At 71.5% G+C, this 26409-nt stretch carries 27 protein-coding genes and 1 tRNA gene; 20 read left to right on the top strand and 8 right to left on the bottom strand.

Going from position 1 to position 26409, the window contains the following annotated elements:
- Positions 1–37 precede the first annotated feature (37 nt).
- The 7 genes from moaC (at position 38) to RI138_RS12430 (ending at position 5065) form a co-directional block, all read left to right on the top strand.
- Positions 38–538, top strand: coding sequence for a cyclic pyranopterin monophosphate synthase MoaC (gene moaC, locus RI138_RS12460; RefSeq protein ID WP_096627999.1), 501 nt, complete (start codon positions 38–40; stop codon positions 536–538).
- On the top strand, positions 535–1068 hold the full coding sequence (locus tag RI138_RS12455; RefSeq protein WP_311119976.1) for a MogA/MoaB family molybdenum cofactor biosynthesis protein: 534 nt from the start codon (positions 535–537) through the stop codon (positions 1066–1068). Before moaC ends, RI138_RS12455 begins: the two co-directional genes overlap by 4 nt.
- Before the next feature lie 17 nt (positions 1069–1085).
- Positions 1086–1715: a GNAT family N-acetyltransferase gene (locus RI138_RS12450; RefSeq protein WP_096627996.1), complete on the top strand. Its 630-nt coding sequence runs from the start codon at positions 1086–1088 to the stop codon at positions 1713–1715.
- Between the two features lie 157 nt (positions 1716–1872).
- Positions 1873–3111, top strand: coding sequence for a divisome protein SepX/GlpR (sepX, locus tag RI138_RS12445; RefSeq protein ID WP_311119975.1), 1239 nt, complete (start codon positions 1873–1875; stop codon positions 3109–3111).
- Positions 3112–3205: 94 nt separating this feature from the next.
- Positions 3206–3279, top strand: a tRNA-Ala gene (locus RI138_RS12440).
- A 515-nt stretch (positions 3280–3794) separates the two neighbouring features.
- Positions 3795–3953, top strand: a complete 159-nt coding sequence (locus tag RI138_RS12435) for a hypothetical protein (RefSeq protein WP_311119974.1) — start codon at positions 3795–3797, stop codon at positions 3951–3953.
- 74 nt (positions 3954–4027) lie between these two features.
- On the top strand, positions 4028–5065 hold the full coding sequence (locus RI138_RS12430; RefSeq protein WP_311119973.1) for a PucR family transcriptional regulator: 1038 nt from the start codon (positions 4028–4030) through the stop codon (positions 5063–5065).
- A gap of 392 nt (positions 5066–5457) precedes the next feature.
- On the opposite strand, the gene RI138_RS12425 is transcribed toward RI138_RS12430, so the two are convergent.
- Positions 5458–7110, bottom strand: coding sequence for an ABC transporter permease (locus tag RI138_RS12425; protein ID WP_311119972.1), 1653 nt, complete (start codon positions 7108–7110; stop codon positions 5458–5460).
- The gene (locus RI138_RS12420; protein WP_311119971.1) at positions 7107–8096 is read right to left on the bottom strand and encodes an ABC transporter ATP-binding protein; all 990 of its coding nucleotides are present in this window, start codon (positions 8094–8096) and stop codon (positions 7107–7109) included. The genes RI138_RS12425 and RI138_RS12420 overlap by 4 nt, the downstream gene beginning before the upstream one ends.
- Positions 8097–8236: 140 nt before the next feature.
- On the opposite strand from RI138_RS12420, the gene RI138_RS12415 reads away from it, so the two are divergent.
- Entirely contained in the window at positions 8237–8788 is a 552-nt protein-coding gene (locus tag RI138_RS12415; RefSeq protein WP_398862860.1) for a MarR family transcriptional regulator, read from the top strand.
- Between the two features lie 276 nt (positions 8789–9064).
- Here the strand turns inward: RI138_RS12415 and RI138_RS12410 are convergent, their stop codons facing one another.
- On the bottom strand, positions 9065–10570 hold the full coding sequence (locus RI138_RS12410; RefSeq protein WP_311119969.1) for an NAD(P)-binding domain-containing protein: 1506 nt from the start codon (positions 10568–10570) through the stop codon (positions 9065–9067).
- A gap of 209 nt (positions 10571–10779) precedes the next feature.
- On the opposite strand from RI138_RS12410, the gene RI138_RS12405 reads away from it, so the two are divergent.
- Both RI138_RS12405 and RI138_RS12400 read left to right on the top strand, forming a co-directional pair.
- On the top strand, positions 10780–11142 hold the full coding sequence (locus RI138_RS12405; RefSeq protein WP_096627983.1) for an ArsR/SmtB family transcription factor: 363 nt from the start codon (positions 10780–10782) through the stop codon (positions 11140–11142).
- Positions 11139–11636 (top strand): GNAT family N-acetyltransferase, encoded by a 498-nt coding sequence (locus tag RI138_RS12400; RefSeq protein ID WP_311119968.1) that lies wholly within the window; start codon positions 11139–11141, stop codon positions 11634–11636. The genes RI138_RS12405 and RI138_RS12400 overlap by 4 nt, the downstream gene beginning before the upstream one ends.
- Positions 11637–11769: 133 nt before the next feature.
- Here the strand turns inward: RI138_RS12400 and arsB are convergent, their stop codons facing one another.
- Both arsB and RI138_RS12390 read right to left on the bottom strand, forming a co-directional pair.
- Positions 11770–12858 carry an ACR3 family arsenite efflux transporter gene (gene arsB / locus RI138_RS12395; RefSeq protein WP_311119967.1) on the bottom strand — a complete coding sequence of 363 codons (1089 nt, stop codon included), beginning with the start codon at positions 12856–12858 and terminating at the stop codon, positions 11770–11772.
- Positions 12855–13163 carry an ArsR/SmtB family transcription factor gene (locus RI138_RS12390; RefSeq protein WP_096627979.1) on the bottom strand — a complete coding sequence of 103 codons (309 nt, stop codon included), beginning with the start codon at positions 13161–13163 and terminating at the stop codon, positions 12855–12857. Before RI138_RS12390 ends, arsB begins: the two co-directional genes overlap by 4 nt.
- Before the next feature lie 91 nt (positions 13164–13254).
- On the opposite strand from RI138_RS12390, the gene RI138_RS12385 reads away from it, so the two are divergent.
- The 4 genes from RI138_RS12385 (at position 13255) to RI138_RS12370 (ending at position 17176) form a co-directional block, all read left to right on the top strand.
- Positions 13255–13677: an arsenate reductase ArsC gene (locus tag RI138_RS12385; RefSeq protein ID WP_311119966.1), complete on the top strand. Its 423-nt coding sequence runs from the start codon at positions 13255–13257 to the stop codon at positions 13675–13677.
- The gene (trxB, locus tag RI138_RS12380) at positions 13674–14642 is read left to right on the top strand and encodes a thioredoxin-disulfide reductase (protein WP_311119965.1); all 969 of its coding nucleotides are present in this window, start codon (positions 13674–13676) and stop codon (positions 14640–14642) included. The genes RI138_RS12385 and trxB overlap by 4 nt, the downstream gene beginning before the upstream one ends.
- Positions 14643–14726: 84 nt before the next feature.
- Positions 14727–15359: an arsenate reductase/protein-tyrosine-phosphatase family protein gene (locus tag RI138_RS12375; protein ID WP_311119964.1), complete on the top strand. Its 633-nt coding sequence runs from the start codon at positions 14727–14729 to the stop codon at positions 15357–15359.
- 608 nt (positions 15360–15967) lie between these two features.
- Positions 15968–17176 carry a S1 family peptidase gene (locus RI138_RS12370; RefSeq protein WP_311119963.1) on the top strand — a complete coding sequence of 403 codons (1209 nt, stop codon included), beginning with the start codon at positions 15968–15970 and terminating at the stop codon, positions 17174–17176.
- Positions 17177–17222: 46 nt separating this feature from the next.
- Here RI138_RS12370 and RI138_RS12365 read toward each other — a convergent pair whose 3' ends face one another.
- On the bottom strand, positions 17223–18425 hold the full coding sequence (locus tag RI138_RS12365) for a helix-turn-helix domain-containing protein (protein WP_311119962.1): 1203 nt from the start codon (positions 18423–18425) through the stop codon (positions 17223–17225).
- Between the two features lie 139 nt (positions 18426–18564).
- On the opposite strand from RI138_RS12365, the gene RI138_RS12360 reads away from it, so the two are divergent.
- Positions 18565–20106 (top strand): sigma-70 family RNA polymerase sigma factor, encoded by a 1542-nt coding sequence (locus RI138_RS12360; protein ID WP_311122868.1) that lies wholly within the window; start codon positions 18565–18567, stop codon positions 20104–20106.
- Between the two features lie 54 nt (positions 20107–20160).
- Positions 20161–20655 (top strand): GNAT family N-acetyltransferase, encoded by a 495-nt coding sequence (locus RI138_RS12355; RefSeq protein WP_311119961.1) that lies wholly within the window; start codon positions 20161–20163, stop codon positions 20653–20655.
- 25 nt (positions 20656–20680) lie between these two features.
- On the opposite strand, the gene RI138_RS12350 is transcribed toward RI138_RS12355, so the two are convergent.
- Positions 20681–21169 carry a GNAT family N-acetyltransferase gene (locus RI138_RS12350; RefSeq protein WP_311119960.1) on the bottom strand — a complete coding sequence of 163 codons (489 nt, stop codon included), beginning with the start codon at positions 21167–21169 and terminating at the stop codon, positions 20681–20683.
- Between the two features lie 50 nt (positions 21170–21219).
- On the opposite strand from RI138_RS12350, the gene RI138_RS12345 reads away from it, so the two are divergent.
- On the top strand, positions 21220–22035 hold the full coding sequence (locus RI138_RS12345) for an exodeoxyribonuclease III (RefSeq protein ID WP_311119959.1): 816 nt from the start codon (positions 21220–21222) through the stop codon (positions 22033–22035).
- A 15-nt stretch (positions 22036–22050) separates the two neighbouring features.
- On the opposite strand, the gene RI138_RS12340 is transcribed toward RI138_RS12345, so the two are convergent.
- Entirely contained in the window at positions 22051–22695 is a 645-nt protein-coding gene (locus tag RI138_RS12340; RefSeq protein WP_311122867.1) for a MerR family transcriptional regulator, read from the bottom strand.
- 168 nt (positions 22696–22863) lie between these two features.
- Between RI138_RS12340 and RI138_RS12335 the strand changes: the two genes are divergently transcribed.
- The 3 genes from RI138_RS12335 to RI138_RS12325 are packed head-to-tail and all read left to right on the top strand — an operon-like array spanning position 22864 to position 26341.
- Complete coding sequence (locus RI138_RS12335) at positions 22864–24516, top strand: flavin-containing monooxygenase (protein WP_311119958.1); 1653 nt, start codon at positions 22864–22866, stop codon at positions 24514–24516.
- Positions 24513–25451: an alpha/beta fold hydrolase gene (locus tag RI138_RS12330; RefSeq protein WP_311119957.1), complete on the top strand. Its 939-nt coding sequence runs from the start codon at positions 24513–24515 to the stop codon at positions 25449–25451. The genes RI138_RS12335 and RI138_RS12330 overlap by 4 nt, the downstream gene beginning before the upstream one ends.
- Positions 25448–26341 carry an SDR family oxidoreductase gene (locus RI138_RS12325; protein ID WP_096627961.1) on the top strand — a complete coding sequence of 298 codons (894 nt, stop codon included), beginning with the start codon at positions 25448–25450 and terminating at the stop codon, positions 26339–26341. The genes RI138_RS12330 and RI138_RS12325 overlap by 4 nt, the downstream gene beginning before the upstream one ends.
- Positions 26342–26409 lie beyond the last annotated feature (68 nt).

Below are 26409 nucleotides of genomic sequence, written 5' to 3'. Positions count from 1 at the left end.
GAGGCCCACCGGCGCCCCTACCGCAAGGCGGAGTGAGTTGAGTACGCAGAACAGGCTGACGCACATCGACGAGGCGGGCGCGGCCCGCATGGTCGACGTGTCGGAGAAGGACGTCACCACCCGCGTCGCCCGGGCCGGCGGCCGGGTGCTCGTGTCCCCGCGCGTGATCGAGCTGCTGCGCGGTGAGGGAGTCCCCAAGGGCGACGCCCTCGCCACCGCGCGGATCGCCGGGATCATGGGCGCCAAGCGCACCCCGGACCTGATCCCGCTCTGCCATCCGCTGGCCGTCTCCGGCGTGAAGGTCGACCTGAGCGTGGCCGACGACGCGGTGGAGATCACGGCCACCGTGAAGACGACGGACCGCACGGGCGTCGAGATGGAAGCCCTGACCGCGGTGTCGGTGGCGGCCCTGACGGTGGTCGACATGATCAAGGCCGTCGACAAGAGCGCGGTCATCACCGACGTACGGGTCGAGGAGAAGTCGGGCGGAAAGTCCGGCGACTACCGGCGCACCGAACCGGAGGGAACGGCCCCGTGACGCCGCCCGAGCCCACCGCTGCCGCTCCGGCCGCAGCCGCGTACCGCGCGCTCGTCGTCACCGCCTCCAACCGGGCCTCGGCCGGGGTGTACGCGGACAAGGGCGGCCCGCTCATCGCCGAAGCGCTCACCGGGCTCGGCTTCACGGTCGACGGGCCGCAGGTCGTCCCCGACGGCGACCCGGTCGAGGCGGCCCTGCGTGCCGGGGTGGCCGCCGGGTACGACGTGATCGTCACCACCGGCGGTACGGGCATCTCGCCCACCGACGCGACGCCCGAAGCCACCCGCCGCGTCCTCGACCACGAGATTCCCGGCATCCCCGAGGCGATCCGGGCCGAGGGGCTGGCCAAGGTCCCGACCGCCGCGCTCTCCCGGGGGCTCGCGGGCGTCGCGGGACGCACCCTGGTCGTCAACCTGCCCGGCTCCACCGGTGGGGTGAAGGACGGGCTCGCGGTTCTCGGCAGGCTCCTGGTGCACACCGTCGACCAGCTGCGCGGCGGCGACCACCCCCGACCGGGGAGCCCGAGCTGAACATCGCGACCTGGCCGGTGACGCTGACCGACGGCGAGATCGTCCTGCGCCCGATAAAGATGCGTGACCAGCGGGTGTGGCGTGAGGTCAACCGGCGCAACCGCGACTGGCTGCGCCCCTGGGAAGCGACCGTTCCGCCGCCCGCCCCCGGCGGCCCGGTCGCGCAGCGCCCCACGTACCGGCAGATGGTCCGCCATCTGCGGGCCGAGGCGAACGCGGGGCGGATGCTGCCGTTCGCCATCGAATACGAGGGCCGGCTGGTCGGCCAGCTCACCATCGCCGGGATCACCTGGGGCTCGATGTGCTCGGGTCATATCGGCTACTGGGTCGACCAGGGCGTCGCGGGCCGCGGGGTCATGCCGACGGCCGTGGCTCTCGCGGTGGACCACTGCTTCCGCACGGTCGGCCTGCACCGCATCGAAGTCTGCATTCGCCCGGAGAACGCGCCCAGCCGCAGGGTCGTGGAGAAACTCGGATTCCGTTCGGAGGGCGTACGCCCGCGCTATCTGCACATCGACGGGGCCTGGCGGGATCATCTGATCTTCGCCCTCACCGCCGAGGAAGTGCCCGAGGGCATGCTCCGGCGCTGGCGCCGGTCGCGGCCGGTGACGCGTCGGGGCCCCGGACCCTCCGACGAAATGAAATAGGTGTTCGAATTTGATCGCCGGGTGGCGACAATGGGCCGCGCTTTCGACATCTGCTGATCCGATCAATCACAAAAAAAGTCCGTGATATCAGCCGGATCGTGCGACACACCGGGCCAATTGGCGGATCCTCCCGTGCAATCCCCTCTACGGTGTGAGCGTGAGCAGCAGCGGCCTCATCTACGCAGTCATCGTCGGGGCCTGGGCCGCCTACTTGGTGCCGATGTGGCTCCGCAGGCAGGACGAGCTCAACGAGGCTCGTCCGACGGAACGCTTCAGCACGGCCATCCGGCTGCTGTCCGGACGGGCGGCGATGGAGCGCCGGTACGCCAGGGAGCTGCGGGAGCGCACCGCCGAGGAGGCGGGGCCCGACGTCGACCCGGACCGGGAAACGGACCGTATGGAATCCGTGGACGTCCGGGCCTTTGCCGCGCCTCCGGCGCATACGGAAGCCAGGTTGCACGACCCGGCGCACGCGCCCGAGCGTGCCCCGGGCCGCCAGGCTCCCGGCCGCCCGGCGCGTGACCAAAGGGACCGGGCGCCGGACCACCAGCCGCCGGACCACCAGCCGCTGGACCGTCAGGCGCCCGAGCGTCGGCCCGGCGAGCGGTCCGGGGCGCCGGGGCCCGGCTCCCCGCCCCGTCCTCGCTCCGGCGCGGCCGACGCCGAGCGCGCTCGGCGCGCCCAGCGCTCCCAGGTCCTGGCGCGGCGCAGGCGGACCACCGTCGTCCTCTTCCTCGCCTTCACCCTCGGCGCGATCGTCGCGGCGGTCGGCGGCCTCGGCTTCCTGTGGGCGCCCGCGGTCCCCGCCGTGCTGCTGAGCACGTACATCGTGCATCTGCGCGCCCAGGAGCGACGGCGGTTCGCCTTCACCATGGACCGGCGCCGGGCCGAGGTCGCGGCGCAGCGGCTGCGCGAGAACCGCCCCCGAAGGCACCAGCCCGCGGTCCCCGCCCCCGCCGAGCCCGACGACGACGCCGAGGCCCACCACGCGGAGCCTGACCCCACCCCCACGGTTTCCCCCCAGGAGGCGGGCCGCCGCGCCCTCGTCGAGCAGACGGACCACGCGGAGTGGGTGGACCAGCAGCGCGAGCGCGGCCGCGTCCAGGGCGACAGCTGGGAGCCCGTTCCCGTACCGCTGCCCACCTACGTCACCGCACCCGTCGCCCCCCGGGCCACCGGCGGCGTGGAGGTCGGCGACCCGGAGACCTGGAGCGCGGCCCGCTCCAGCACCGCCGAGCCCACCCACCAGACCGGCACGTCGCACCCGGCCACCCCCACGGTCGACCCCGCACCGCGCCAGCGCACCAACCAGTCCCGCCGTTCCCGCGACCGCGGCAGGACCCCGCTCTTCGACCAGTACGACGACGAGGGCCGGCCGCGTGCGGCCAATGAGTGAGCCCCAGGGCCCCGGAGATCCACGACTCGCTGACCAGCGGAGGAACGGATTTCCAAGCACCCCCATGAGGGTGCTAGAGTTTCACACGTCGCAAGGGCCTGTGGCGCAGTCTGGTAGCGCACCTCGTTCGCATCGAGGGGGTCTGGGGTTCAAATCCCCACAGGTCCACAGACGGGCCGTTCACGAGTTAGCTCGTGAAGGGTTCACGAAATCCCGTCCAGTTACTTCAACTGGGCGGGATTTCGTGGTTCTCAGGCTGGCTGTGTGGTTGTGATTCCTACGGTGGTGTCCCGCGAGGTCGCCCGTACCCGGACCGTGTAGGCGGGCGCGGCGGTCGTCCTCATGTCTGCCGTACGGGCCCGCCAGGCCGGTCGGCACGCGATCACGTAACAGGGACAAGTCCAGGTGCCGCACAGGCACCGGGTGCCCAGGGCCGGGCTTCCCGTACCGTTGCTGAGCTTGAGCGGATTCCCAGGGCGGTCGGCGCACCATGTCCTCCGCAGAGGCTCGCCACTAGGATGTGCGAAACGCGCCGTCATGGGCGCTGGTGTGCCGGGAAGTCTGGTCGGCGACGGGGGCAGCCGTCCCTCCGTCCGTTGCGACCCCGGAAGGCTGCCCGCCATGTACGAACGACTGCACCATCGCCCGGAATCCCCGGATCTGTTCTCCCGGGGGAGGTTCCGGTGCGCCGGTCGCCGATGAAGCCGTCCCCGGACCGTCGGCAGGTGCTGGGCACCGCGCGGGCTGACCTCAACAGCGGAGCCGCTCCCGGGGCTTGCGAGGCTCTTCGCCGGGCCGGAGCCGACAAGCTCGTCACCCACGCCGACGACCGCCCCGCCTGAGCCGGAGCGTCGAGCCCGAAGGCATCGGCGACCCCGCGGCCGTACAGGCGGAACCCTGAGAACAGGACTACGGGATGCAGACGTGCACCGGATACGAAACCCTGCTGGCCTCGGCTGCGGCGGTGGGGCAGGAGCCCGACGAGGCCGAGTTGGAGGGCCTCCGGGTCTTCGGGGAACAGGCGGCCGCCGACGGCATCACGCTGCGCGCCCTGGTCGTGCACCACCTCGCACGGGCCCGTGCCGCCTGGCCCACCGGGACCGCCGGCGCGGACCGCGTGCTCGCCACGGTGCAGATCGCCGTCGAGGCACTCTGCGAGGGCTACGAGAGGGCCCAGCAACTCGCCTTCCGACAGGAGGAGTCACGGCGCCGCGAGTTCATCGACGACCTGCTGTACGGGCGTGGCGACCTGGGGCGCCTGGTGGAGCGTGCGGAGCAGTTCGGGCTGAGGCTCTCCCACGCCCATGCCGTCGCGGTCGCCGAAGGCCCCGACCCCTACCTCGAGGGCGAGGCCGTACCTCGCCTCGTGGAGCGGGCGGTGACCGGACGCTTCGGCGACCGCAGCGTCCTGCTCACCACCAAGGACGGCCGGATGATCTGTATCGCCCCCGGCGACCAGCGAGACGTCCTCATCCACTTCGCCAAGCAGGCCCATGCCGCGACCGACGGTGGAAAGGCCGCCGTCGGACGCCCGCACCCGGGTGCGGGCGGCGTGGTCCACTCCTACGAGGAGGCCCTTCAGGCCCTGGACCTGGCGGTCCGGCTGGGACTCGATGATCCGGTGCTGCACGCGGCGGAACTTCTCGTGTATCCGGTGCTGACCCGCGACCGCCAGGCCATGGCCGACCTCGTCCGAACCACGCTCGGCCCGCTGCTCGGCGCCCGTAACGGCCCGGAGCCCCATCTGGACACCCTGACCGCCTATTTCGACGCGGGATGCGTCACCACCCACGCGGCCCGGAACCTCTCCCTGAGCGTCCGCGCACTCACCTACCGGCTGGAGCGCATCCACCAGCTCACCGGATCAGACCCGACCAACCCCCGGCACCGGTACGCCCTGCAGACCGCGGTCATCGGAGCCCGCATCCTCAACTGGCCCGATCGGAAGCTCTGACCCTGCCGTCACTCATCCGCCGACGCCGATCACGAAGGACGGGTACGTGCCCTCTGTCTACAGAAGTACCGCGGCCCAGCAGGAGGTCCGGCACTGGTGCCTGAGCCGGCTGGACGCGTGGCACGTGGCCCATGTCCGCCGCGAGGTAGCGACATCGGCCGGGCCCACCAGCGTCGTTTGGGGGTGGGGCTCAGGGTGGTCGAAGGCGCGGGGCACCTGCTCCTGGACGAGGCGCCCGTGGAGGTCTGCGGGGTGGTGGAGGAATTCCTCAGGGCTCATGGGGCGCAGTGACGCCCGGAGGGCGGGCCGGACAGCTGGTGGGTGCCACCGGAGGAGCAGGGCCCGCGCCCCTGTCGCGTCCCGCCCCGAGGGCAGGTCCGCTCACTTGCCCGTTATTTCGTCTCCAGATCCCGGCGGCGGAAGCCCGCCAGCCCGAGCAGGATCAGACCGGCTGCGAGGGCGGTGAGGACAAGGACAGGGGTCCAGTTCATCTGGGCGGCGGGGAGCCGGGGAGCGTGGCCGAAGGGCGAGAGGTTGTTCATCCAGTCGGGGAATCGGAGAATCGCGCCGAGGTACCCGACGAGGAACGCGTACACGGGCACGATCCAGGCCGCCGACGCGGCACGCGGACACCAGCCGAAGAGCACGACCGCCACGCCCCCGGTCACCCACAGCGCGGGCGCGTACACGGCTGCGGCCCCGAGCAACTCCCCTACGAGGGCGGCGTCCCCGGTGGACGCGGCGCCCGCGACGCCGAATCCCAGCCCGGCCGCGAGCAGCAGCGCCGTGCCGCCGGCCAGCGCGACGGCGACATGGCTGCCGAGCCAGCGGTGGCGGGAGAGGCCGGTGGCCAACAGCGGTTCGGCGCGGCCTGCGCTCTCCTCGGCTCGCGGTCGCAGGCCGGCCATCACCACGTACACAGCGGCGACGACCGCGATGACGACCATCACCATCGACGCGAACGACTCGGCGACGGAGCTGCCGCCGATCTCCGCCAGCGCCTCCCGGACCTGTTCGATGTCCTTCACCATGTCGGCGGCGTCGCCGAGGATGGAGCCGTACATGACGCCCATCAGGAACAGTCCGGCGCCGAAGCCCAGCAGGGTCGCCCGGTGCAGCCGCAGGGCGAAGCCGAAGGGCCGGGTGAGGGCTTCGGACGCGGTGCGGCGGCCGGGCCGGGCCGGGCGGAGACCGGCGCCGACATCGCGTCGGGCGCTCAGCACGAAGCCGGTGGCGGCGGTGAGTGCGGCCGACGCCAGGCAGAGCAGCAGGGGCCACCAGCGGTTGTCGACGAACACGTAGGTGCGCTGGATCCAGCCGATCGGGCTGAGCCAGGACAGGGCGTCGTTGCCGACGTCGCCGGAGGCGCGGAGCACGTAGGCGACACCGATCAGCGCGAGTGCCATGCCGGCAGCACCGCGGGCATGGGCGGTCACCTGCGCGGTGACGGCGGCGATGCCGGCGAAGACGAGGCCGATCACGGTGTGCGTGAGCCCGTACAGAAGTGCCTCGTCGGTGCCGATGCCGTCGATGCGCGCCGAGACGAGGGCCAGGGCCACGAGGACGGCGAGGGCTACGTTGGCGGCGGCGGCGACCGCCAGCGCGGAGGCCAGTTGGGCGTGGTGTCCGACGACGGTGGAGCGCACCAGCTCGGCCCGGCCGGTCTCCTCCTCGTTCCGCGTGTGCCGGGTGACGGTCAAGACGCTCATCAAGCCGACCAGGACCGCCATGAACCCGAGCAGTTGGTGGCCGAGCATCGCACCGATGTCGTAGTCGGAGAGGTAGTGGCGCGGGCCGGTCATGGCGAGCGCGGCAGGACTGTCCATGGTGGCGGCGACCCCGGCCCGTTCCTCCGCGGTGGCGTACAGGGTCGCGTATTCGCTCGCTGTGGCGAGCGTGCCCAGGGCGAGCGCGAGCAGCCAGACCGATAGGCGGACACGGTCCCTGCGCAGGGCGAACCGGATGAGGGTCGCGGTGCCGGCGAAGGCGCCTGCACCGGGTCCGGCGGAGCTGTGGGTCTTGGGCGCTGCCGCGGTGGCGGTCATCGGGCCGTCCCCTCGCCGCCGTGGACCGGAGTGACCGCGTCGGGGCCCGTACCCCCTGGGCCCGCGGAGTCGTCGGTGCGCCCTGAACCGCCGTTGGCGGCGAGCTCGTCGCCGTAGTGACGCAGCATCAACTCCTCCAGCGTGGGCGGATGGCTGATCAGACTGCGGATGCCGAACTCGCCGAGCCTGCGGATGACGGCGTCGAGGTGTGCGCCGTCGACGGCGAAACTCACCCGGTGGTTCTTCGCTCGAACCCCGTGGACGCCGGGCAGGGTGTCGAGTCCGGTGGCCGGGTGCTCGGTCTCGGCCTCCACCGTCGTGCGCGTCAGGTGGCGCATCTCGCTCAGCGTGCCCGACTGCACGTTGCGGCCCTGCCGGATGATGCTCACGCGGTCACAGAGCTTCTCGACCTGGGCCAGGATGTGACTGGAGAGCAGCACGGTCCTGCCCGCGGCCTTCGCCTGAAGGATGACGTCCTGGAAGACGACCTCCATCAAGGGGTCGAGGCCCGCCGTGGGCTCGTCCAGGAGCAGCAGTTCGGCGTCGGAGGCGAGTGCGGCGACGATGGCGACCTTCTGCCGGTTGCCCTTGGAGTAGGCGCGGCCTTTCTTGGTCGGGTCGAGGTCGAACCGCTCGACGAGCTCGTCGAGCCGCTGCCGGTCGAGGCCGCCGCGCAGCTTGGAGAGCAGGTCGATGGCTTCCCCGCCGGTGAGATTGGGCCACAGCTCGACGTCGCCGGGTACGTAGGCGAGCCGCCGGTGCAGCTCGACGGCGTCCTTCCACGGGTCCTTGCCCAGGAGCTGCGCGGAGCCGGAGTCGCCGCGCAACAGCCCGAGCAGGATACGGATGGTGGTGGACTTGCCTGCTCCATTGGGGCCGAGGAAGCCGTGCACCTCGCCGGTGTCGACGGAGAGGTCCATGCCGTCGAGGGCGTGCGTCCGGCCGAACGATTTATGCAGTCCGGCCACATTGATTGCCTTCGTCATGGTGCCGAACGTACGCTTCCTTCAGAAGTATGTGAAGTTAAGGAACCGTATGAATCACTCGGTAGACTTCCGCCGGGCGTCGGGGGTGTCGGGGCGCCGGGGGCGTCAGAGCGCCGAATCGCAAGGACTGGGGTCAGGGCATGAGTGAGCGGCGGCGAGAAGACGGCCGTGTGGACGACGGCCGTTCGAGCGACAGTCGTTCGAACGATGGTCGGGAGGTCGCCGACGGCGAGGCCGCCTCACGGTTCGTCGAGCGCTTCGCCGCCCAGCTGGTCGAGGCCGGGATGGCCCGTATGCCGGCCAGGGTCTTCGCCGCGTTGCTCTCCTCCGAGCGGGGGGACCTGACCTCCGCCGAACTGGGGGAGCGCCTCAAGATCAGTCCGGCAGCCGTATCAGGAGCCGTTCGCTATCTCGCCCAGGTCAACATGGTCAGCCGTGAGAGGGAGCCGGGTTCGCGGCGTGAGCGTTACCGTGTGCAGGGCGATCAGTGGTACAGCGCCCTGATGGAGCGCGACGCCATGCTGAGGAGCTGGCAGGGGACGTTGCGGGAGGGCGTGAGCCACTTCGGGCTCGAAACCCCCCAGGGGCGCAGGATCAACGACACGCTGGAGTTCTTCCAGTTCCTGGACAAGGAGTTGGGCTCGCTGATGGAGCGCTGGGCCGCGCACAAAGCCCAGCATCTCGGCCGCTGACCACGCGACCTCGCCCCTGAGAGGGCGATCCCAGGCCTCGCCGCGCAGCAGACGCTGGCCGTTGAGGCCGTTGAGGCCGTTGGTGACGGTGGAGCCTTCGTGGCGGCCTGCGACAGGTTCACGACCGCCAGGGGAGGCGGCGAGGGTGGAAGGCGTAGTAGACGATTCCCCGGCAGGTGATCTGTGTGGCGCCGCGGGCGGGCAGTGCGGCGTGCGGCCGCGACCGGACCCCCGTTCCGGTCGCGGCCATCGGGGCCCGGGTGCCGGGCGCCGTGGTCAGCAGCCGCCGGAGGTGGCGGTGCCGACGGTCGGGGTGCCGACGGTCGGGGTGGCGGGGGTGGCGATGCCGACCGTCAGGGTGGCGGGGGCGGCGCAGCAGCCGTCGCTGTCGGTCTGGTTCGCCTCGGATTCGTCGAAGAGGCCGGCTCCGCCGCAGACGCCGGTCTCGGGCAGGGTGAGTTCGACCCGCTCGGCGGCTTCCTGGTCGCCGGCGATGGCGGCGGCGACGGAGCGGACCTGTTCGTAGCCGGTCATGGCGAGGAAGGTGGGTGCCCGGCCGTAGGACTTCATGCCGACGAGGTAGACGTCCTTCTCGGGGTGGGAGAGCTCCTTGGCTCCGTGCGGGTAGACCGTGCCGCAGGAGTGCTGGTTCGGGTCGATGAGCGGGGCGAGTCCGACGGGGGCCTGGAGGCGCTCGTCGAGGCCGAGGCGGAGTTCGGAGACGAAGGATAGGTCCGGGCGCAAGCCGGTGAGGACGATGACCTCGTCCACGGCGTCCAGACGGCGGCCGTCCTCGGCGACGAGGATCACCTGGTCGCCCGCCTTTTCGAACGCCTCCGTCCGGAAGCCTGTGACCGCGTCCGCGTGGCCCTCGTCGACGGCGGCCTTCGCGGCGAGGCCGAGTGCGCCGCGGGCGGGCAGCTGGTCGGCGGTGCCGCCGCCGAAGGTGGAACCCGAGATGCCGCGGCGCAGGACCCAGGTGGCGTGCGTGCCGGTGCCGGTGCCGGTGCCGGTGCTGGAGCCGGTGCCCGTTCCCCTGCTCGTGCCCGCACCCGCGCCGGTTCCTGTCCCCGGTCCCGTGCCCGTGACCGTGTCGGCCTCGGACCTCGCGAGGTCGGCCAGGGAGGCGAGCGCTGTGAAGGCGGAGGCGCCGGAGCCGATGACGGCCGTGCGCCTGCCTGCGTAACGGGCCCGTACGGCGGGGTCCTTGAGGTCGGGGACGCGGTAGGAGATCCGGTCGGCCGCCGCGCGCTCGCCCGGGGCCGGCAGTCCGTCCCCGCCGGCCGGGCCGGGGGTGGTCCAGGTGCCGGAAGCATCGATGACCGAGCGGGCGAGGACCTTCTCCTCGCGGCCGTCGGTGTACGTGACATGGACAGAGAAGGGCTGGGCCTCTCGGTCGGCGTCGACGATCCGGTCACGGCCGACGCGGGAGACGCCGGTGACCCGGGCGCCGAGGCGCACCCTGTCGCCGAGGGCGTCGGCGAGCGGCTGAAGGTACCGTTCCGCCCAGTCGCCGCCGGTCGGGTAGGTCCCGGTGTCGGGCTTGGCCCAGCCGGTGGGGGCGAGGAGCTTCTCGGCGGCCGGGTCGGTGAGCTCGCCCCAGGTGGAGAAGAGCCGTACGTGCGACCACTCGCACACCGCCGCACCCGCCCGGGAGCCCGCTTCCAGGACCAGCGGCTGAAGGCCCCGGTCGACGAGATGGGCGGCCGCGGCCAGGCCGACGGGGCCAGCCCCGACGACCACGACGGGCAGCTGTTCGGTGGCGGTGGCGGTGGCGTTCATGGCGATTCCCCTTTTGTTTCGACATCTGTCGATCTCCTGAGATCCCAGCATGGCATCTGTATCGATGGATATCAACATAGATGTTTGTCGAACCATGGGGCTGGCTCTGGAGTGCGTCGACGTAGCCTCAGCGGCGCCGGGCGGTCCGGCCCGGCCGCTGCGCCGGGCCGGCCCTGGGCGCTTGGTTCGACATATGTCAACATAGATGCATGTCGAATGCGAAGGTGCTGCCTCTGCTGGAGCCCACCGTCGAGCCCTGCTGTCCGCCGCTGGACGAACGGCCGCTGACGGCGGAGGAAGCCGAGCGGACCGCCAGGATGTTCAAGGCACTGGGTGATCCGGTCCGGCTGCGGCTGTTCTCCGCCGTCGCCTCGCACGAGGGGGGCGAGGCATGCGTCTGCGACATCTCCGACGTCGGCGTCTCCCAGCCCACGGTGTCCCACCACCTCAAGAAGCTCAAGGAGGCCGGGCTGCTCTCCTCCGAGCGGCGCGGCACCTGGGTCTACTACCGCGTCGAACCGGCCGTCCTCGCGGCCATGGGGCAGCTGCTCACCAAGGCCTCCGGCGCGTGACCGCCTCCGTCCTCGTCGTTCCGCTGAGCGCCGAGCACGCCGACGAGGTCGTCGCGATCTACCAGGCCGGCATCGACGAGGGCAACGCCACGTTCGAGACCACCGCACCGACCTGGGAGGAGTTCGACACCGGCAAACTGCCCGAGCACCGCTTCGCCGCGCTCGACGAGAGCGGGCGGGTCCTGGGCTGGGTCGCCGCCACCCAGGTCTCCGACCGCTGCGCGTACGCGGGCGTCGTCGAGCACTCCGTCTACGTGCATCCCGGCGCCCGGGGCCGAGGCGTCGCCTCGGCGCTGCTGAAGGCGCTGGTCGACTCCACCGAGGCGGCCGGGATCTGGACCGTCCAAGCCGGCATCTTCCCGGAGAACGCAGCCAGCCTCGCCGTCCATGAGCGGGCCGGATTCCGGGTCATCGGCACCCGCGAGCGCATCGGCCGCCACCAAGGGCGCTGGCGCGACACCGTCCTCGTCGAACGCCGCAGCGCCGAGGTGTGAGCGCGGCTGCTTCGGGGTGGTGTCCTCCGCGGAGGCGGGCCGTGCCGATCGCGAAGCCGGGCTGCGCCGATCGGTTTCGCCACGGCCGCCCCGCCGCGTGGGGCGGGGCAGCCGGACGATGCTTCGCGGCGGCCTACTTCACCTGCGCCGCAGTGAACTTCTTGCGCCAGGCGAGCGAGACGTACACCAGCGCCACCAGCACCGGAACCTCGATCAGCGGACCGACGACGCCGGAGAGGGCCTGGCCGGAGGTGACGCCGAAGGTGGCGATGGCGACCGCGATGGCGAGCTCGAAGTTGTTCCCGGCGGCCGTGAAGGCGAGCGTGGCGGTGCGGTCGTAGTTCAGGCCGATGGCCTTGCCGAGCAGAAACGTGCCGAACCACATCACCGCGAAGTAGACGAGGAGCGGGAGCGCGATGCGGACGACGTCCAGCGGCTGTGAGGTGATGGTCTTCCCCTGGAGAGCGAAGAGGACGACGATCGTGAAGAGCAGGCCGTAGAGGGCCCACGGGCCGATCTTCGGCAGGAACTTCTGCTCGTAGGACTCGCGGCCCATCTTCTTCTCGCCGATGCGGCGGGTCAGGAAGCCCGCGACCAGGGGGACTCCGAGGAAGATGACGACGTTCAACGCGATCTTCCACATGGAGATGTCGAGGTGCTCGCCGTCGCCGAGGCCGAGCCATCCGGGCAGCAGGTCGAGGTAGAACCAGCCCAGGACGCCGAAGGCGATGACCTGGAAGACGGAGTTCAGGGCGACGAGGACGGCGGCGGCCTCGCGGTCGCCGCAGGCGAGGTCGTTCCAGATGATGACCATGGCGATGCAGCGGGCCAGGCCGACGATGATCAGGCCGGTGCGGTATTCGGGCAGGTCCGGCAGGAAGATCCAGGCCAGCGCGAACATGAGTGCCGGGCCGAGGACCCAGTTGACGACCAGCGAGGAGGCCATCAGCTTGCGGTCGCCGGTGACGGCGTCGAGCTTGTCGTAACGGACCTTGGCGAGAACCGGGTACATCATGATCAGCAGGCCCGCGGCGATCGGGAGCGAGATGCCGCCGATCTCGACCTTGGCCAGCGCGTCGTTCAGCCCGGGGATCAGCCGGCCAAGACCCAGCCCCAGGCCCATGGCCAGGAGGATCCAGACGGCGAGGAAGCGGTCGAGCGTGGAAAGCTTCGCGACCACCGAGGGTTCCTCGGTGGTCGCGGGCGCTTGGGTGGGGGTCACGGACAGGCCCTCTTGTTCTTGACGGCGGTACGCGCGGACTCGGCCAGGTCGGCGAACTGGCCGGCGAGCTGGGCGATGACGTCCGGACGGAGCTTGTAGTAGGTGAAGCGGCCGCAGGGCTCGGTCTCCACGACTCCGGCCTCGCGCAGCACTCTCAGATGGTTGGAGAGATTGGTCTGCCGGGCACCGGTCTCCTCGACGAGGTGAGTGGTGCACAGGGTCTCGCGGGCGAGCAGGGTCACGATCTGCAGGCGCAGGGGATCACCCAGGACCCGGATCAGTTCAGTGTCGACTGACGTCATCATGGGCTGATACTCTCACATCAGTGGTCGCTGACACCACCGGGTGCTGATGTCCTTCGTGCCTGACTTCGCCGTGAGACAAGTGAGACCAGTCGTGTCCGAGAAGCCTTCCGTCCTGTTCGTCTGCGTCCACAACGCCGGCCGTTCCCAGATGGCCGCCGCGTGGCTGTCGCACCTGGCCGGGGACCGCGTCGAGGTCCGCTCCGCCGGTTCCGCCCCCGCCGACCAGGTCAACCCCGCCGCCGTCGAGGCCATGCGCGAGGTCGGTATCGACATCGCCGCCGAGACCCCCAAGATCCTCACCATCGACGCGGTCAAGGCCTCCGACGTCTGCATCACCATGGGCTGCGGCGACACCTGCCCCGTCTTCCCCGGCAAGCGCTACCTCGACTGGACGCTTGAGGACCCGGCGGGCCAGGGCGTCGAGGCCGTCCGCCCGATCCGCGACCAGATCAAGAAGCTCGTCGAGGACCTGGTCGAGGAGATCGCCCCGGTGAACCCGGAGCGGACCGCATGAGCGAGGTCCGCGAGGTCGTCGTCATCGGATCCGGCCCCGCCGGATACACCGCCGCTCTCTATGCCGCCCGTGCCCAGCTGAAGCCCCTGTTGTTCGGCAGCTCGATCTTCGTGGGCGGTTCGCTGACCACGACGACCGAGGTCGAGAACTTCCCCGGCTTCCCGGACGGTGTCCACGGGCCGGTCCTCATGGAGAACATGCGGGCCCAGGCCGAGAAGTTCGGCGCCGAGATGATCGACGACGACATCGTCTCCGTCGACCTCACCGGCGAGATCAAGGAACTCACGGACTCCGAGGGCACGGTCCACCGCGCCAGGGCGGTGATCATCGCCACCGGATCCGGATACCGAAAGCTCGGCCTCCCGAACGAGGAGAAGCTGTCCGGACGTGGCGTCTCGTGGTGTGCCACCTGTGACGGGTTCTTCTTCCGTGACCGCGACATCGTCGTGGTCGGTGGTGGTGACACCGCCATGGAAGAGGCCACCTTCCTCACCCGCTTCGCCCGCTCCGTCACCGTCGTCCACCGCCGCTCCACCCTGCGCGCCTCCCAGGTCATGCGGAACCGCGCCTTCGCCGACGACAAGATCTCCTTCGCGTTCGACAGCGAGATCGTCGAGATCAAGGAGGAGAACGGCATGCTCGGCGGAGTGGCCCTGCGCGACACGCTCACGGGCCGTACCCGCGAACTGGCGGCCACGGGCCTCTTCATCGCCATCGGGCACGACCCCCGCACCGAACTCTTCACCGGCCAGCTCGACCTGGACGACGAGGGTTACATCAGGGTGGAGTCCCCCTCCACCCGTACGAACCTCCCCGGCGTCTTCGCCGCCGGTGACGTCGTCGACCACACCTACCGCCAGGCCGTCACCGCCGCCGGAACCGGCGCCGCGGCAGGGCTCGACGCCGAGCGCTACCTCGCCGCCCTGGCGGACAAGACCCCGGCCATGGCCACGGCCGCGGTCTGACCGGACCGGACGGTGCCTGACCCGTACGCATCAGGGAGGTCCGCAGTGGACGAGTCGGCTCATCTCGGGCGTCCGGTACCGCCCTTGCGGGACACGAGCGCCCTGCTCGGCCGCATCACCCGCCGCTTGGCGGCGCGCCACCGGACGTCGTTCTCGTACGAGACGGTCGAGCGGTACGTGACCGAGTGCGCCGGTCTGCTGGGCGGCCGGGCCCGGGTGGGCACGCACCTCCCGGCGCTCGTCGAGCGCTTCGCGGATCAGCGGCTCGGCGCCCTGGCGCGCGGGTCGGGCATCCGCCCCAAGCACGTTCCCGAGGTCCTTTTCGTGTGCACGGAGAACGCCGGCCGCTCCCAGCTGGCCGCCGCCCTGATGAGGCGGCGCGCGGCGGGCGCGGTCTTCGTCATGACGGCGGGCTCCGCCCCCGCCCCCGATATCGCTCCGGTGGTGCGCCGACTCCTCGCCGAGCAGGGAATGGAGGCGGCCGACGATTTCCCCAAACCGCTGACGGCGGAGGTGGTGGCGGCAGCGGACGTGGTCGTCACGCTCGGCTGTGGCGATGCGTGCCCCGTACGACCGGGACGCCGCTACATCGACTGGGACCTGCCGGACTTGAGCGGCCTGGACATCGAGAGCGCTCGGGCCGTACGGGACACCCTGGAGGTGCGGGTGGGCAAGCTCGTCGGCGAACTCCTGGGGGCGTCGGCACCACCGGCTTGAACCAGGGTGCCCCCGGCTCCCGGGCTTTGATGGGTGTTTGAGTACCTTGGCCCGCATCAGTCTGCATCAGCCCGCCCCTTGGCGTGCGCCGACCGGTGCGGGTTTCCTGTCGGGCGCGGGCTGATAGATCCTCAGGCTCGTCGGTGATTCCCTGGTGACTCCCTCGGCTGATTCGCGGAGGAACTGCTCCCACCCCTCTTCGGATTCGGGGGAACAACTCCACTCCCCGGCCGTCCCCGCGCTGCCCCCTTGTATTCATCTTGTGCGGTGCTTTTGTGCGGTGCCTTCGTTGCCGTCCGCCTTCGCATAGTCGCTTGAGGCCGCGAGGGCGATACGGCGATAGGCGCGGAGGGGCGGGCTGCGCCCCGTGCCGGTCTGACCACGTGTTTCGGGCGGTCTCTCTACAGTTCTCGGCCAGTTCTGTAGAAAAGAGCCCCATCTCCGCTTCTTGTCCCGGCAGTTGCGGCTGCGCCAGAGTTCGGGGCGCGGCGACAGGAACATGTCATCGCCGCCGGGCAGTGTCCATGGAACACATCGCGCGTCCCCAAGCGAGGTGTGGCCACCCCCCCCATTGTCTGGACGCTCGCCCGTGTAGCGGAAGGAATCCCGTGAAGCACGGAAAGAAGAACGCGCGCAGGTATATCGTGGCCGCCTCCATCGGCGCCCTCCTGTCGGCCGGAGTCGCCACAGGGGCCTACGCCGGTACGGCGGCGGAGCCCTCGGCGCCGGCGTATCAGCCGGAGATGGTGCAGGCCCTCGCCGAGACGCTGGGTGTCAGTGAGAAGGCCGCCGTCGAGCGGCTGGACCGGGAGGCCCGGGAGCGGGACCGGTTCGCGGAGCTGCGGAAGCACCGGGTCGACACGCTCGGGGCCTTCTTCACCGCCGACGGTTCCCTGGTCGTCAACGCCGCCGACGCCGGGGCGGCCAAGGAGGTCAGGGCGGCGGGTCTCAAGGCCCGGGTCCCCGAACGCGGGGAGGACGAGCTCGACCGCATCAAGGCCCAACTGGACGCCAAGGCCCTCAAGAGCGCCCCGGCAGGGGTGTCGGCGTGGTCCGTCGACCTCGCGTCCGACACCGTGACCGTCGAGGTCAACGGGGCATCGGACGCCGCGACCCGCAGCTTCCTCAGGGCGGCGAAGAGCAACGGCGACGCCGTACGCGTCATCAAGGGGCAGGAGAAGCTGGAGACCCAGGCCGTCGTTCCGCCCGGCAGCCGGATGACCTTCAACGGCTACCTCTGCTCCGTCGGTTACGGCGCCAAGGACCGCAGCGGCAGGCAGGTGCTCGTGACCGCCGGGCACTGCATCGAGGACCTGCCCGCACTGGCCTACAACGGCACCCGGTTCGCCAAGGGCACCCACACCCGGTTCGCGCTGGGCACCCGCAGCGTCGACATGGGCATCGCGACCGTCGACGCCGGCCACTCGATCGGCCTCGACATCACCACCTACGGCAGGGCGGGCACCGTCCCGGTCAAGGGCAGCAAGCGGGCCCCCTCCGGAGCGGCGCTGTGCAAGTCCGGCCAGACCACCGGCTGGACCTGCGGCAAGGTCGGCTCGTACAACGTCAGCGTCACCTACACCGACCAGAACGGCGGCCCGGACACCGTGGTGACCGGACTGGCCAGCTCCAGCGTCTGCACGCAGGGCGGGGACAGCGGTGGCGCGTACGTCTCCGGGGACCAGGCCCAGGGCCTCACCTCCGGCGGACCGATGAACCAGCGCTGCACCGGCCAGGTCAACTCGCCCGGCTCCTCCTACTTCCAGCCGCTCAACGACGCCCTCGCGTACTACGGACTGACTCTCAACACCAAGTAGTCCCGACCGGCCAAGGCCACCCCCCCGAACGCGGGAGACCGTCCACTCATCCTGGGCGGTCTCCCGTTCCAGTCGTTCCCGTTCCCGTTGTTCCCGCTCCGGGGCCGCAGTCCCACGCCACCCCGTGGACACCGGGCTTGCACCGCGAGGTCAGTACATGGACGTTGTGCGTGTCGTTCAGCGGGATGCGCCGCTTGGCCCGGGGCGGGGCCCCGACCTTCTCCCGGACGTAGCGGTGGCAGTCCGTCGGCAGGGCGCCGGGGTGGAAGAAGACCTGTTGGAGGTATTCGTGGAGGTTCGTCCGCGTCCAGCGCTCGTAGTGCGTGGCCGGTGTCTCGGACGGACTCACCTCGACCGCGTAACTCACCACCGTCGTATCCAGTTTGGCCAGCTCCCGGCCGAAGTGGATCTCCAGCACCAGGGACTTGAGCCCCTTCAGGTACGTGGCTTCCACCAGGCGTCCGCAGGTGACCCGGATGTCGACGGGCTCGGCGGCCTCGTCGTCGAAGCTGTGTACGAACACCGCGCGGTCGGCCCCCGCCCGGCTCGCCCGCAGCACGTTGGTGGTGGTGATCCCGCTCAGCGTGCCGCTCTCGCCGACCGTCACGACGTCGTGGACCATCAGCGACCCCGTCTCCTGGTTGAAGTGTCGGAACCGCGCGCCGAGCGCCTTCTCCACGACCGAGTCCTCGCCGAGGATCTGGAGTGCGGTGCCCTCAGCGCCGACCGGCGTGATCCGGCCACGGGGGCGGCGCGGGCCGAGCAGCGAGCGCAGGGCGCCGGAGGGCAGCTCCAGGATCTCCTCCAGCACGTCCACCGCCCGCAGCGAACGCGCCCGTTCGGGCTGGCTGCGGCCGCGCTGCCAACTGCTGAGGGTGGCCTGGCTGATGGTGATGCCGCGCACCCTGAGCCGTTCGCTCACCCGCTCCAGCGAAAGGCCGCGGCGGTTCAGCGCCTCCCGCAGGGCCCCGGGGAAGGTGTCGGCACCCGTGGCCGCCGCGTGCAGGTCCGAGGCGGCGATGACCTCGCCCGTGCGGGCCGCGGTGGTGTGGGCCTCGGCGCCCTGCGGGGCCTGGCTGGCCTGCAAAGCCTCGGCGGCCTGCGGGGCCTGCGGGGCCTGTGCGGTCTTCGGGGCCTCGGCGGCCTGCGGGGCCCCGGCCGTACGGGGTGCGGCGTCGGGGGCGGTCCCGGACGTGCCGCCGCCCGCCGCCTCCGGCAGTCCGAAGTCGGTGTCCGTTCCGCTCGACATGGCCCTCCCCGTTCCGGTGCTCTCCCTGCGGGGCCGCTTGCGTGTCCCCGCATACTGGTTGACCACCGGACGGGGGACGGATAACAAATCCCCCAGGGGTGACCTGTCCCACACTCCGGTGGCGAACCGAACGAAGGGCGTGAACGGCGTGGACAGCACCGCTCTGGTCGTCGCGGCGAGGAACGGCGACCGGGCCGCCGGGGAACGCCTGGCCGCCCAGTACCTGCCGCTCGTCTACAACGTCGTCGGTCGCGCGCTGAACGGCCATCCGGACGTGGACGACGTCGTGCAGGAGACCATGCTCCGGGCGCTGTCCGGCCTGCCCTCCCTGCGCGATCCGGCCCGCTTCCGCTCCTGGCTCGTCGCCATCGCCATGAACCAGGTCCGCACCCGCTGGTCCGGTCTGGGCCACCGGCCCGCCCCGCTGGACGCGACCGAGGACCCCGCCGACCCGGCCGCCGACTTCGTCGACCTGACCATCTGGCGCCTCGAACTCTCCGGCCAGCGACGCGAGACGGCCGAGGCGACCCGCTGGCTGGACGACTCCGAGCGCGATGTGCTGTCCCTGTGGTGGCTGGAAACCACCGGCGAGCTGACCCGGGCCGAACTGGCCGAGGCGCTCGGCCTCACCCCGCAGCACGCCGCCGTACGCGTCCAGCGGGTGAAGAACCAGCTCGACGTCGGCCGCGCCGTCGTCCGGGCCCTGGCGGCCGACCCCCGCTGCCCGGCCCTGGCGGAGCTGCTGGGCGACTGGGACGGCACGCCGACGCCCCTGTGGCGCAAGCGGATCGCCCGCCATGTACGGGGTTGCGCCTCCTGCTCCGACGGCAGCGCGGGCCTGGTCCCGCCGGAGGGCCTGCTCTCCGGTCTCGCGCTGGTGCTGCCGATCTACGACACCGGACAGCAGGCGGCGGTGGCCGTAACCCAGGCGGTCCCGGCGGCCGTGTCCTCCGCCGCGCCTGCCGCTCCCGCCGCCTCGGCCGGGGCTCCCGCCGCCGCTCCCGCCGCCTCCGGCGTGTTCTCGGCCGGGAAAGCGGCGGGTCTCATGGCCGCCGCGACAGCCGTGACCTCCCTCGCCGTCTTCTTCTGGCCCTCCGAGCCCGCTCCGCCCGTGCCCCGGGCCGAGGGAGCCACGCACAGCCCCGCGCCCCTGCCGCCCCCGGCCGCCGCCCCCGCCGAGCCGGTCCCCACGCCCACCACCGCCTCACCCACCCCGAGTCCCACCGCCTCCGCCTCCCGGACACCGTCCCCCGCCGCCCCGGAGCCGGCCGCCTCGCCCGCGCCCCCGAAGCCGCGCCCCGCCCCGGAGACGCGCGTGGTCACCCAGGTCAACACCCTGCGCGCCGAGAACGGCTGTCCGGACCTGCGTACCGATCCCCGGCTCACCGAGGTGGCCCAGCGGCACTCCGAGGACATGGCCGCACAGAACTACTTCGGCCACACCGACTCCTCGGGCCGGGGCGCGGGCGACCGGGTGACGACCGTGGGCTACGAGTGGTCGGCCGTCGGCGAGACCATCGCCACCGGCATGAGCGACCCGGCGGCGGCCGTCGAACAGTGGCGCAACAGCCCGGGCCGCGACAACGACATCTTCAACTGCGACTTCGTCCACGTGGGCGTGGGCATCGCCGACTCCCCGCGCGGCCCCTACTGGACCCAGGTGCTGGCCACCCCGCGGTGAGCATCGGTGAGCATCCGGGCCGGTTGTCAGTGCCCGGTGCCAGACTCGGCCGGTATGGAGACCACCGTGCGACTCAGGGATGTCGAGCAGGCCGATCTGGAAGCGTTCCTCGCGTATGAGCATGATCCGGAGGCGGTCCGGAGATCGCGGTTCCCTCCCCGGGAGAGGGAGGCCTTCATGGCGCACTGGGCGACGAAGATCCTGGGGGACCCCACGGTCTTCGTGCAGACGGTCGTCGTGGACGGCGAGCCCGCCGGGAACGTCGTGGCCTGGTGGGAGGGGGACCGCCGCTTCGTCGGTTACTGGTTCGGCCGCTCGTACTGGGGGAGGGGCATCGGCACTGAGGCGCTGGCCGCGTTCCTGGGGCGGGAGAAGGCCCGCCCCTTGTACGCGGACCCCGCCGCCGGGAACACCGGCTCGGTCCGGCTGCTGGAGAAGTGCGGATTCCGGGCGACCGGCACGGTCCGGCACGGCGGGAACGAGCACGTGGTCCTGGTGCTCGGCGCGGACGAAGGACCCCCGGTGGACGCCGGGCCGGCGGGCGCGTGAGCAGCCGTCGGCCGCCCTGCCCTGCTCAGGGCCGCGTGAGCGGCTTGGCCATGCAGATGCTGCTGTCGTACGTCCGGTAGTGGCCGAACTTCTCCTCGCAGACCGTGTAGCCGCACGAGGTGTACAGCGCGACGGCCTCGGGCTGCTGGTCGCCGGTCTCCAGGACCATCCTGGTCCGGCCCGCGGCCCGGGCGTCCTCCTCCAGGGCGGCCAGCATCCGTCGGGCCAGGCCCCGGCCGCGGCCCTCGGGGATCACGAACATCCGCTTTATCTCGGCGTCTCCGTCCTCGTAGCCCTCCGCGTTGCGGTTCTGGGTCCGCCAGCCGCCGGTCGCCACCGGGCGGTCCCGCTCGTCGTAGGCGAGCAGATACAGACCGTGTGGCGGCAGGAACATCGAGGGGTCGAGTGGTGTGATGTCGCCCTCGTCGCCGTAGCGCTCGGCGTATTCGAGCTGCACCTGGTCGTTGAGTTTGACGGCGTCGGGGTGGTCGAACGGCCGAGGGTGAATAATCATGCCAAGTATCGTACATCTATGCGCAGGGATGGAGTGGGTACTGTTTCGGGATGCTCACAGTGACCTCCGTGAATGTTAATGGGCTCCGCGCCGCCGCCAAGAAGGGTTTCGTCGAGTGGCTGGCGGGGACCGATGCCGACGTGGTCTGCCTCCAGGAAGTGCGGGCCGAGCTCGCCCAGCTGCCCGAAGGGGTGGGTACCCCCGAGGGCTGGCACACCGTGCACGCGCCCGCCGCCGCCAAGGGGCGCGCCGGGGTCTCCCTCTACTCCCGGCAGGTGCCGGAGCGGGTCCAGATCGGCTTCGGCGGGTTCGGGGTCCCGGGTGCCGAGGAGTTCGACGCGAGCGGCCGGTATGCGGAGATCGACCTTCCCGGCGTGACCGTCGCGAGCCTGTACCTGCCCTCCGGTGAGGTCGGCACCGAGCGGCAGGACGAGAAGGAGCGCTTCATGGCCGCCTTCCTGCCCTACCTTCAGGGGCTGAAGGAGCGGGCGGCGGCGGACGGTCGCGAGGTCGTGGTCTGCGGTGACTGGAACATCGCCCATCAGGAGGCCGACCTGAAGAACTGGAAGGCCAACCGCAAGAGCTCCGGCTTCCTGCCCGAGGAGCGCGCCTGGCTCACCCGGGTCCTGGAGGAGGCCGCGTACGTGGACGTCGTACGGCAGCTGCACCCGGATGTCGCCGGGCCGTACAGCTGGTGGTCCTACCGGGGGCGCGCCTTCGACAACGACTCCGGCTGGCGGATCGACTACCAGATGGCGACCCCGGGGCTCGCCGGGCGCGCGGTCAAGGCGTGGGTCGAGCGGGCCGCCACGCACGACGAGCGGTGGAGCGACCATGCGCCGGTGACGGTCGTCTACGAGCGGTAGCGCCTGCGGTTCGGCTCAATCCGCCTTCGGCGGCCGTGTGCCGTCCTCGCGGCGCAGTCTGCGGTCCAGGGCCATGGACAGTTCCGCGTCCACCACCGCCCGGGCCAGCGGGCGCAGCTGGGCGGGTTCGGTCTCCGCGGTGTGGGCATGCAGTACGCGTACGAAGATCTCGGCGAGCGCCTCCGCGTGCTCGCGGACGCGCCGGCCCGAGGAGAGCACCGTGGCGAGCGGCACCCCTTCCCGTACGAGCTCCGCCGAGACCTCCAGGAGGCGGCGGCTGATGTGGACGATCTCGTCGCCGTCAGTGGCGAGATAGCCCAGGTCCAGCGCGGCGGCCAGGTTCTCCGGGGTCACCTCGCCCTCGAAGTAGTCGGCGAGCTGTTCGGGGGTGAGGCGGACCGGGGTCTCCTCGGTCGGCTCGCCCAGCCCCAGTACCTCGGCGACGTTCCGGCCGCTCTCGAAGGTGGCGGCCAGGTCCGCGATGCCGTTGAGGGTGTGGCCGCGCTCCAGCAGGCCCGCGATGGTCCGCAGACGGGCCAGGTGGTGGTCGTCGTACCAGGCGATCCGGCCCTCGCGGCGGGGCGGCGGGATCAGGCCGCGCTCCCGGTAGAAGCGCAGGGTCCGCACGGTGATACCAGCCGCCTCGGCCAGCTCCTCCATGCGGTATTCGCGGTGCTCGCGTCCTTCAGCCACAGGAGCACCCTATGTTGTACCGCCAGTAACTTTCCTCGGTCCGACCTCTACCCATCAGTACGGCCCTGCTCTACTCTCCGAACAATGCCAGTGATTGCTGGCAGAGTCGTGTGACGTACCGCGGGAGGCGGCAGCATGGCCCAGCAGGAACACGTACGTGTGGCGGTGATCGGTACCGGATTCGGGGGCCTGGGGGCCGCCGTCCGGCTGCGCCGCGAAGGCATCACCGATTTCGTCGTCCTGGAGCGGGCCGACTCGGTGGGCGGCACCTGGCGCGACAACAGCTATCCCGGCTGCGCCTGCGACGTACCGTCCCACCTCTACTCCTTCTCCTTCGCGCCCAACCCCGACTGGCCGCGCACCTTCTCCGGCCAGGAGCACATCCGGGCCTATCTGGAGCGGGTCGCCGACACCTTCGGGCTGCGCCCGCACATCCGGCTGAACCACGAGGTGAAGCTGATGAGCTGGGACAAGGAGAACCTGTACTGGGTGATCGAGTCGGCCAACGGCACCACCCTCCGCGCGGATGTCGTCGTCTCCGCCACCGGGCCGCTCTCCGACCCCAAGATGCCGGACATACCCGGGCTCGACTCCTTCCCCGGCAAGGTCTTCCACTCCGCGCGCTGGGACCACGACTACGACCTGACCGGCAAGCGCGTCGCGATGGTCGGAACGGGCGCCTCCGCCATCCAGATCGTCCCGGCGATCCAGCCGAAGACCGCGAAGCTCACGCTTTTCCAGCGCACCCCGCCCTGGGTCATGCCCCGCATGGACCGCACCATCAGCAAGGCCGAGCGCGCCCTGCACCGGGCCGTCCCCGCCACCGGCACAGCACGCCGTGGACTTCTGTGGGGCATAAGGGAGTTGCAGGTCAGCGCCTTCACCAAGCACCCCGACCAGCTCGGCCTGGTGGAGAAGATAGCCAAGTCCAACATGGCGCGGGCCATCAAGGACCCGGCCCTGCGGGCCAAGCTGACCCCGGACTACCGCATCGGCTGCAAGCGGATCCTGCTCTCCAGCACCTACTACCCGGCGCTCGCCCAGCCCAATGTGGACGTCGTGGCCTCCGGGCTCAGCGAGATACGCGGCTCCACCGTCGTCGCCGCCGACGGCAGCGAGGCCGAGGCCGACGCGATCATCTTCGGCACCGGCTTCCATGTGACGGACATGCCGATCGCGGAGCGGGTCGTCGGCGAGGAGGGCATCACGCTCGCCGAGTCCTGGAAGGACGGGATGAACTCGCTGCGCGGCGCCACCGCCGCCGGGTTCCCCAACTGGATGACGATCATCGGCCCCAACACGGGCCTCGGGAACTCCTCGATGATCCTGATGATCGAGTCCCAGCTGAACTACATGGCCGACTATCTGCGCCAGTTGAACGTCCTGGGCGGCCGCGCCGCGCTCGGCGCCCGCTCCGCCGCCGTCACCGCGTGGAACCACAAGGTCCAGGAGCGGATGAAGCGCACCGTGTGGAACACCGGCGGCTGCACCAGCTGGTACCTGGACGCCGAGGGCCGCAACACGACGGTCTGGCCGGGCACGACGGGGGAGTTCCGGCGGCAGACGCGGACGGTGGACCTCGCGGAGTACGACGTCGTCCGGGCCGGGGCGACGGGCGGGGCGCAGCGGGCAGCCGGGGCCGGGCGCGTACCCGAACAGCCCGGCCGCGCCGAGCGCGAGACCGTGACGGCAGGGGGGAGCGCGGCGGCATCGGCGGCAGCCACTTCGGGCGCGGCCGCTTCCGGGGCAGCCGCTTCGGAGACAGTCGTCGGGGAGGCCGGGCGATGAGCCGCCTCCTGCGCCGCGACTCCGTACCGCCGGTGCCCGCCGCCGAGCTGACCGCGCGGTCCGCCGACGGCTCGCGCATCCACGTCGAACTGCACGGTCCCGAGGACGCCCCGGCTGTCGTCCTGGCCCACGGCTGGACCTGCAACACCCGCTTCTGGGACGCCCAGATCCGGGACCTGGCCGCCGAACACCGGGTCATCGCCTACGACCAGCGCGGCCACGGACTCACCCCCGCACCCGGCCCCGGCGGCTACAGCACGAACGCGCTCGCCGACGACCTCGAAGCGGTCCTCGCCGCGACACTCGCCCCGGGCCGCCGGGCGGTCCTCGCCGGGCACTCCATGGGCGGGATGACGCTGATGGCCGCGGCCGCCCGGCCCGGACTGCGTGCGCACGCCGCCGCCGTCCTGCTGTGCTCCACCGGCAGTTCGCGGCTGACCGCCGAGGCCCGCGTCCTGCCGATCCGCCCGGGGGCGCTGCGGACCCGGCTCACCAGCGCCGTGCTGGGGGCGCGGGCGCCGCTCGGGCCGGTCACCCCGGTCTCGAAGAAGATCCTCAAGTACGCCACGATGGGCGCCGGTTCGGCTCCGGACCGGGTCGAGGCCTGTGCCCGCATCGTGCACGCCTGCCCGCGCAGCGCGAGGGTGGAGTGGGGACACGTGCTCGACGGGCTGGACCTCGCGGAGGGCGTGCGCGAGCTGCGGGTGCCGACCGCGGTGATCGCCGGTACGGACGACCGGCTGACCCCGCCGGTCCACGCGCGGGCCATCGCGGCCGCCCTGCCCCTCGGCATCGGGCTGACCGAGCTGACGGGCGTGGGACACATGACGCCGGTCGAGGCCCCGGAGGCCGTCACGGCGAGAATCAGGGAGCTGGTCACCCGGTACGTCACCGAGCGGTCGGCCGCCACGGCCGAGAAGGAGGATGTCGCATGAGCAGCAGGCGGAGTCTGGAGGGCCAGGTCGTCGTCGTCACCGGCGCGGCCCGGGGCGTGGGCGAGCTGCTGGCCCGCAAGCTGTCCGCACGCGGTGCGACCCTCGCACTGGTCGGTCTGGAGCCGGACGCGCTGAAGGAGGTCTCCGAGCGGCTGCACGGCGAGAGCGGCCACTGGTTCGCCGACGTCACCGACCACGAGGCGATGGCGCAGGTGGCGCGCGAGGTCAAGGAGCGCTTCGGGAAGGTCGACGTCGTCGTCGCCAACGCGGGCGTCGCCGCGGGCGGCCCGTTCGCCGACTCCGACCCGGACGCCTGGCGGCGGGTCATCGAGGTGAACCTCATCGGAGGCGCGGTCACCGGGCGGGCCTTCCTGCCGGTGCTGACGGAGAGCCGCGGCTACTTCCTCCAGATCGCGTCGCTGGCCGCGATCACCCCGGCCCCGATGATGACCGCGTACTGCGCGTCCAAGTCGGGCGTCGAGGCCTTCGCGCACAGCCTGCGGGCGGAGGTCGCCCACAAGGGCGTCCGGGTGGGCGTCGGTTACCTCTCCTGGACCGACACCGACATGGTGCGCGGCGCGGACCAGGACGACGTGATGCGCGAGCTGCGCCAGCGGCTGCCGTGGCCCATGAACCGTACGTATCCGCTCGGCCCGGCCGTCGAACGGATCGTGGACGGGATCGCGCGGCGCTCCGCGCATGTGTACGCCCAGGGGTGGCTGCGCGGGATGCAGTCGGTGCGCGGCTATCTGCCCTCCGTCATCGCGCTGGGCGGGCCGCGCGAGATGCGGCGCTTCGAGCCCCGGCTCCACGGCGTTTCGAAAGGGCTGGTCGGGGCCGGCGGCGCGGCGGACCAGGACGCGCGAGCGGAGCGCGCTGACCGTACGTAACGGAAGGTAGCTGTCCGAAATGCGCGGGATGTCGGGTCATGTAACGCTGGGCGAGGCCCCGCAAGGGG

Source organism: Streptomyces durocortorensis, assembly GCF_031760065.1.
In the GTDB taxonomy this organism is placed as follows: domain Bacteria; phylum Actinomycetota; class Actinomycetes; order Streptomycetales; family Streptomycetaceae; genus Streptomyces.
The sequence above is the reverse complement of the archived record's forward strand: the minus strand, read 5'-3'. Positions and strand labels throughout refer to the sequence as shown.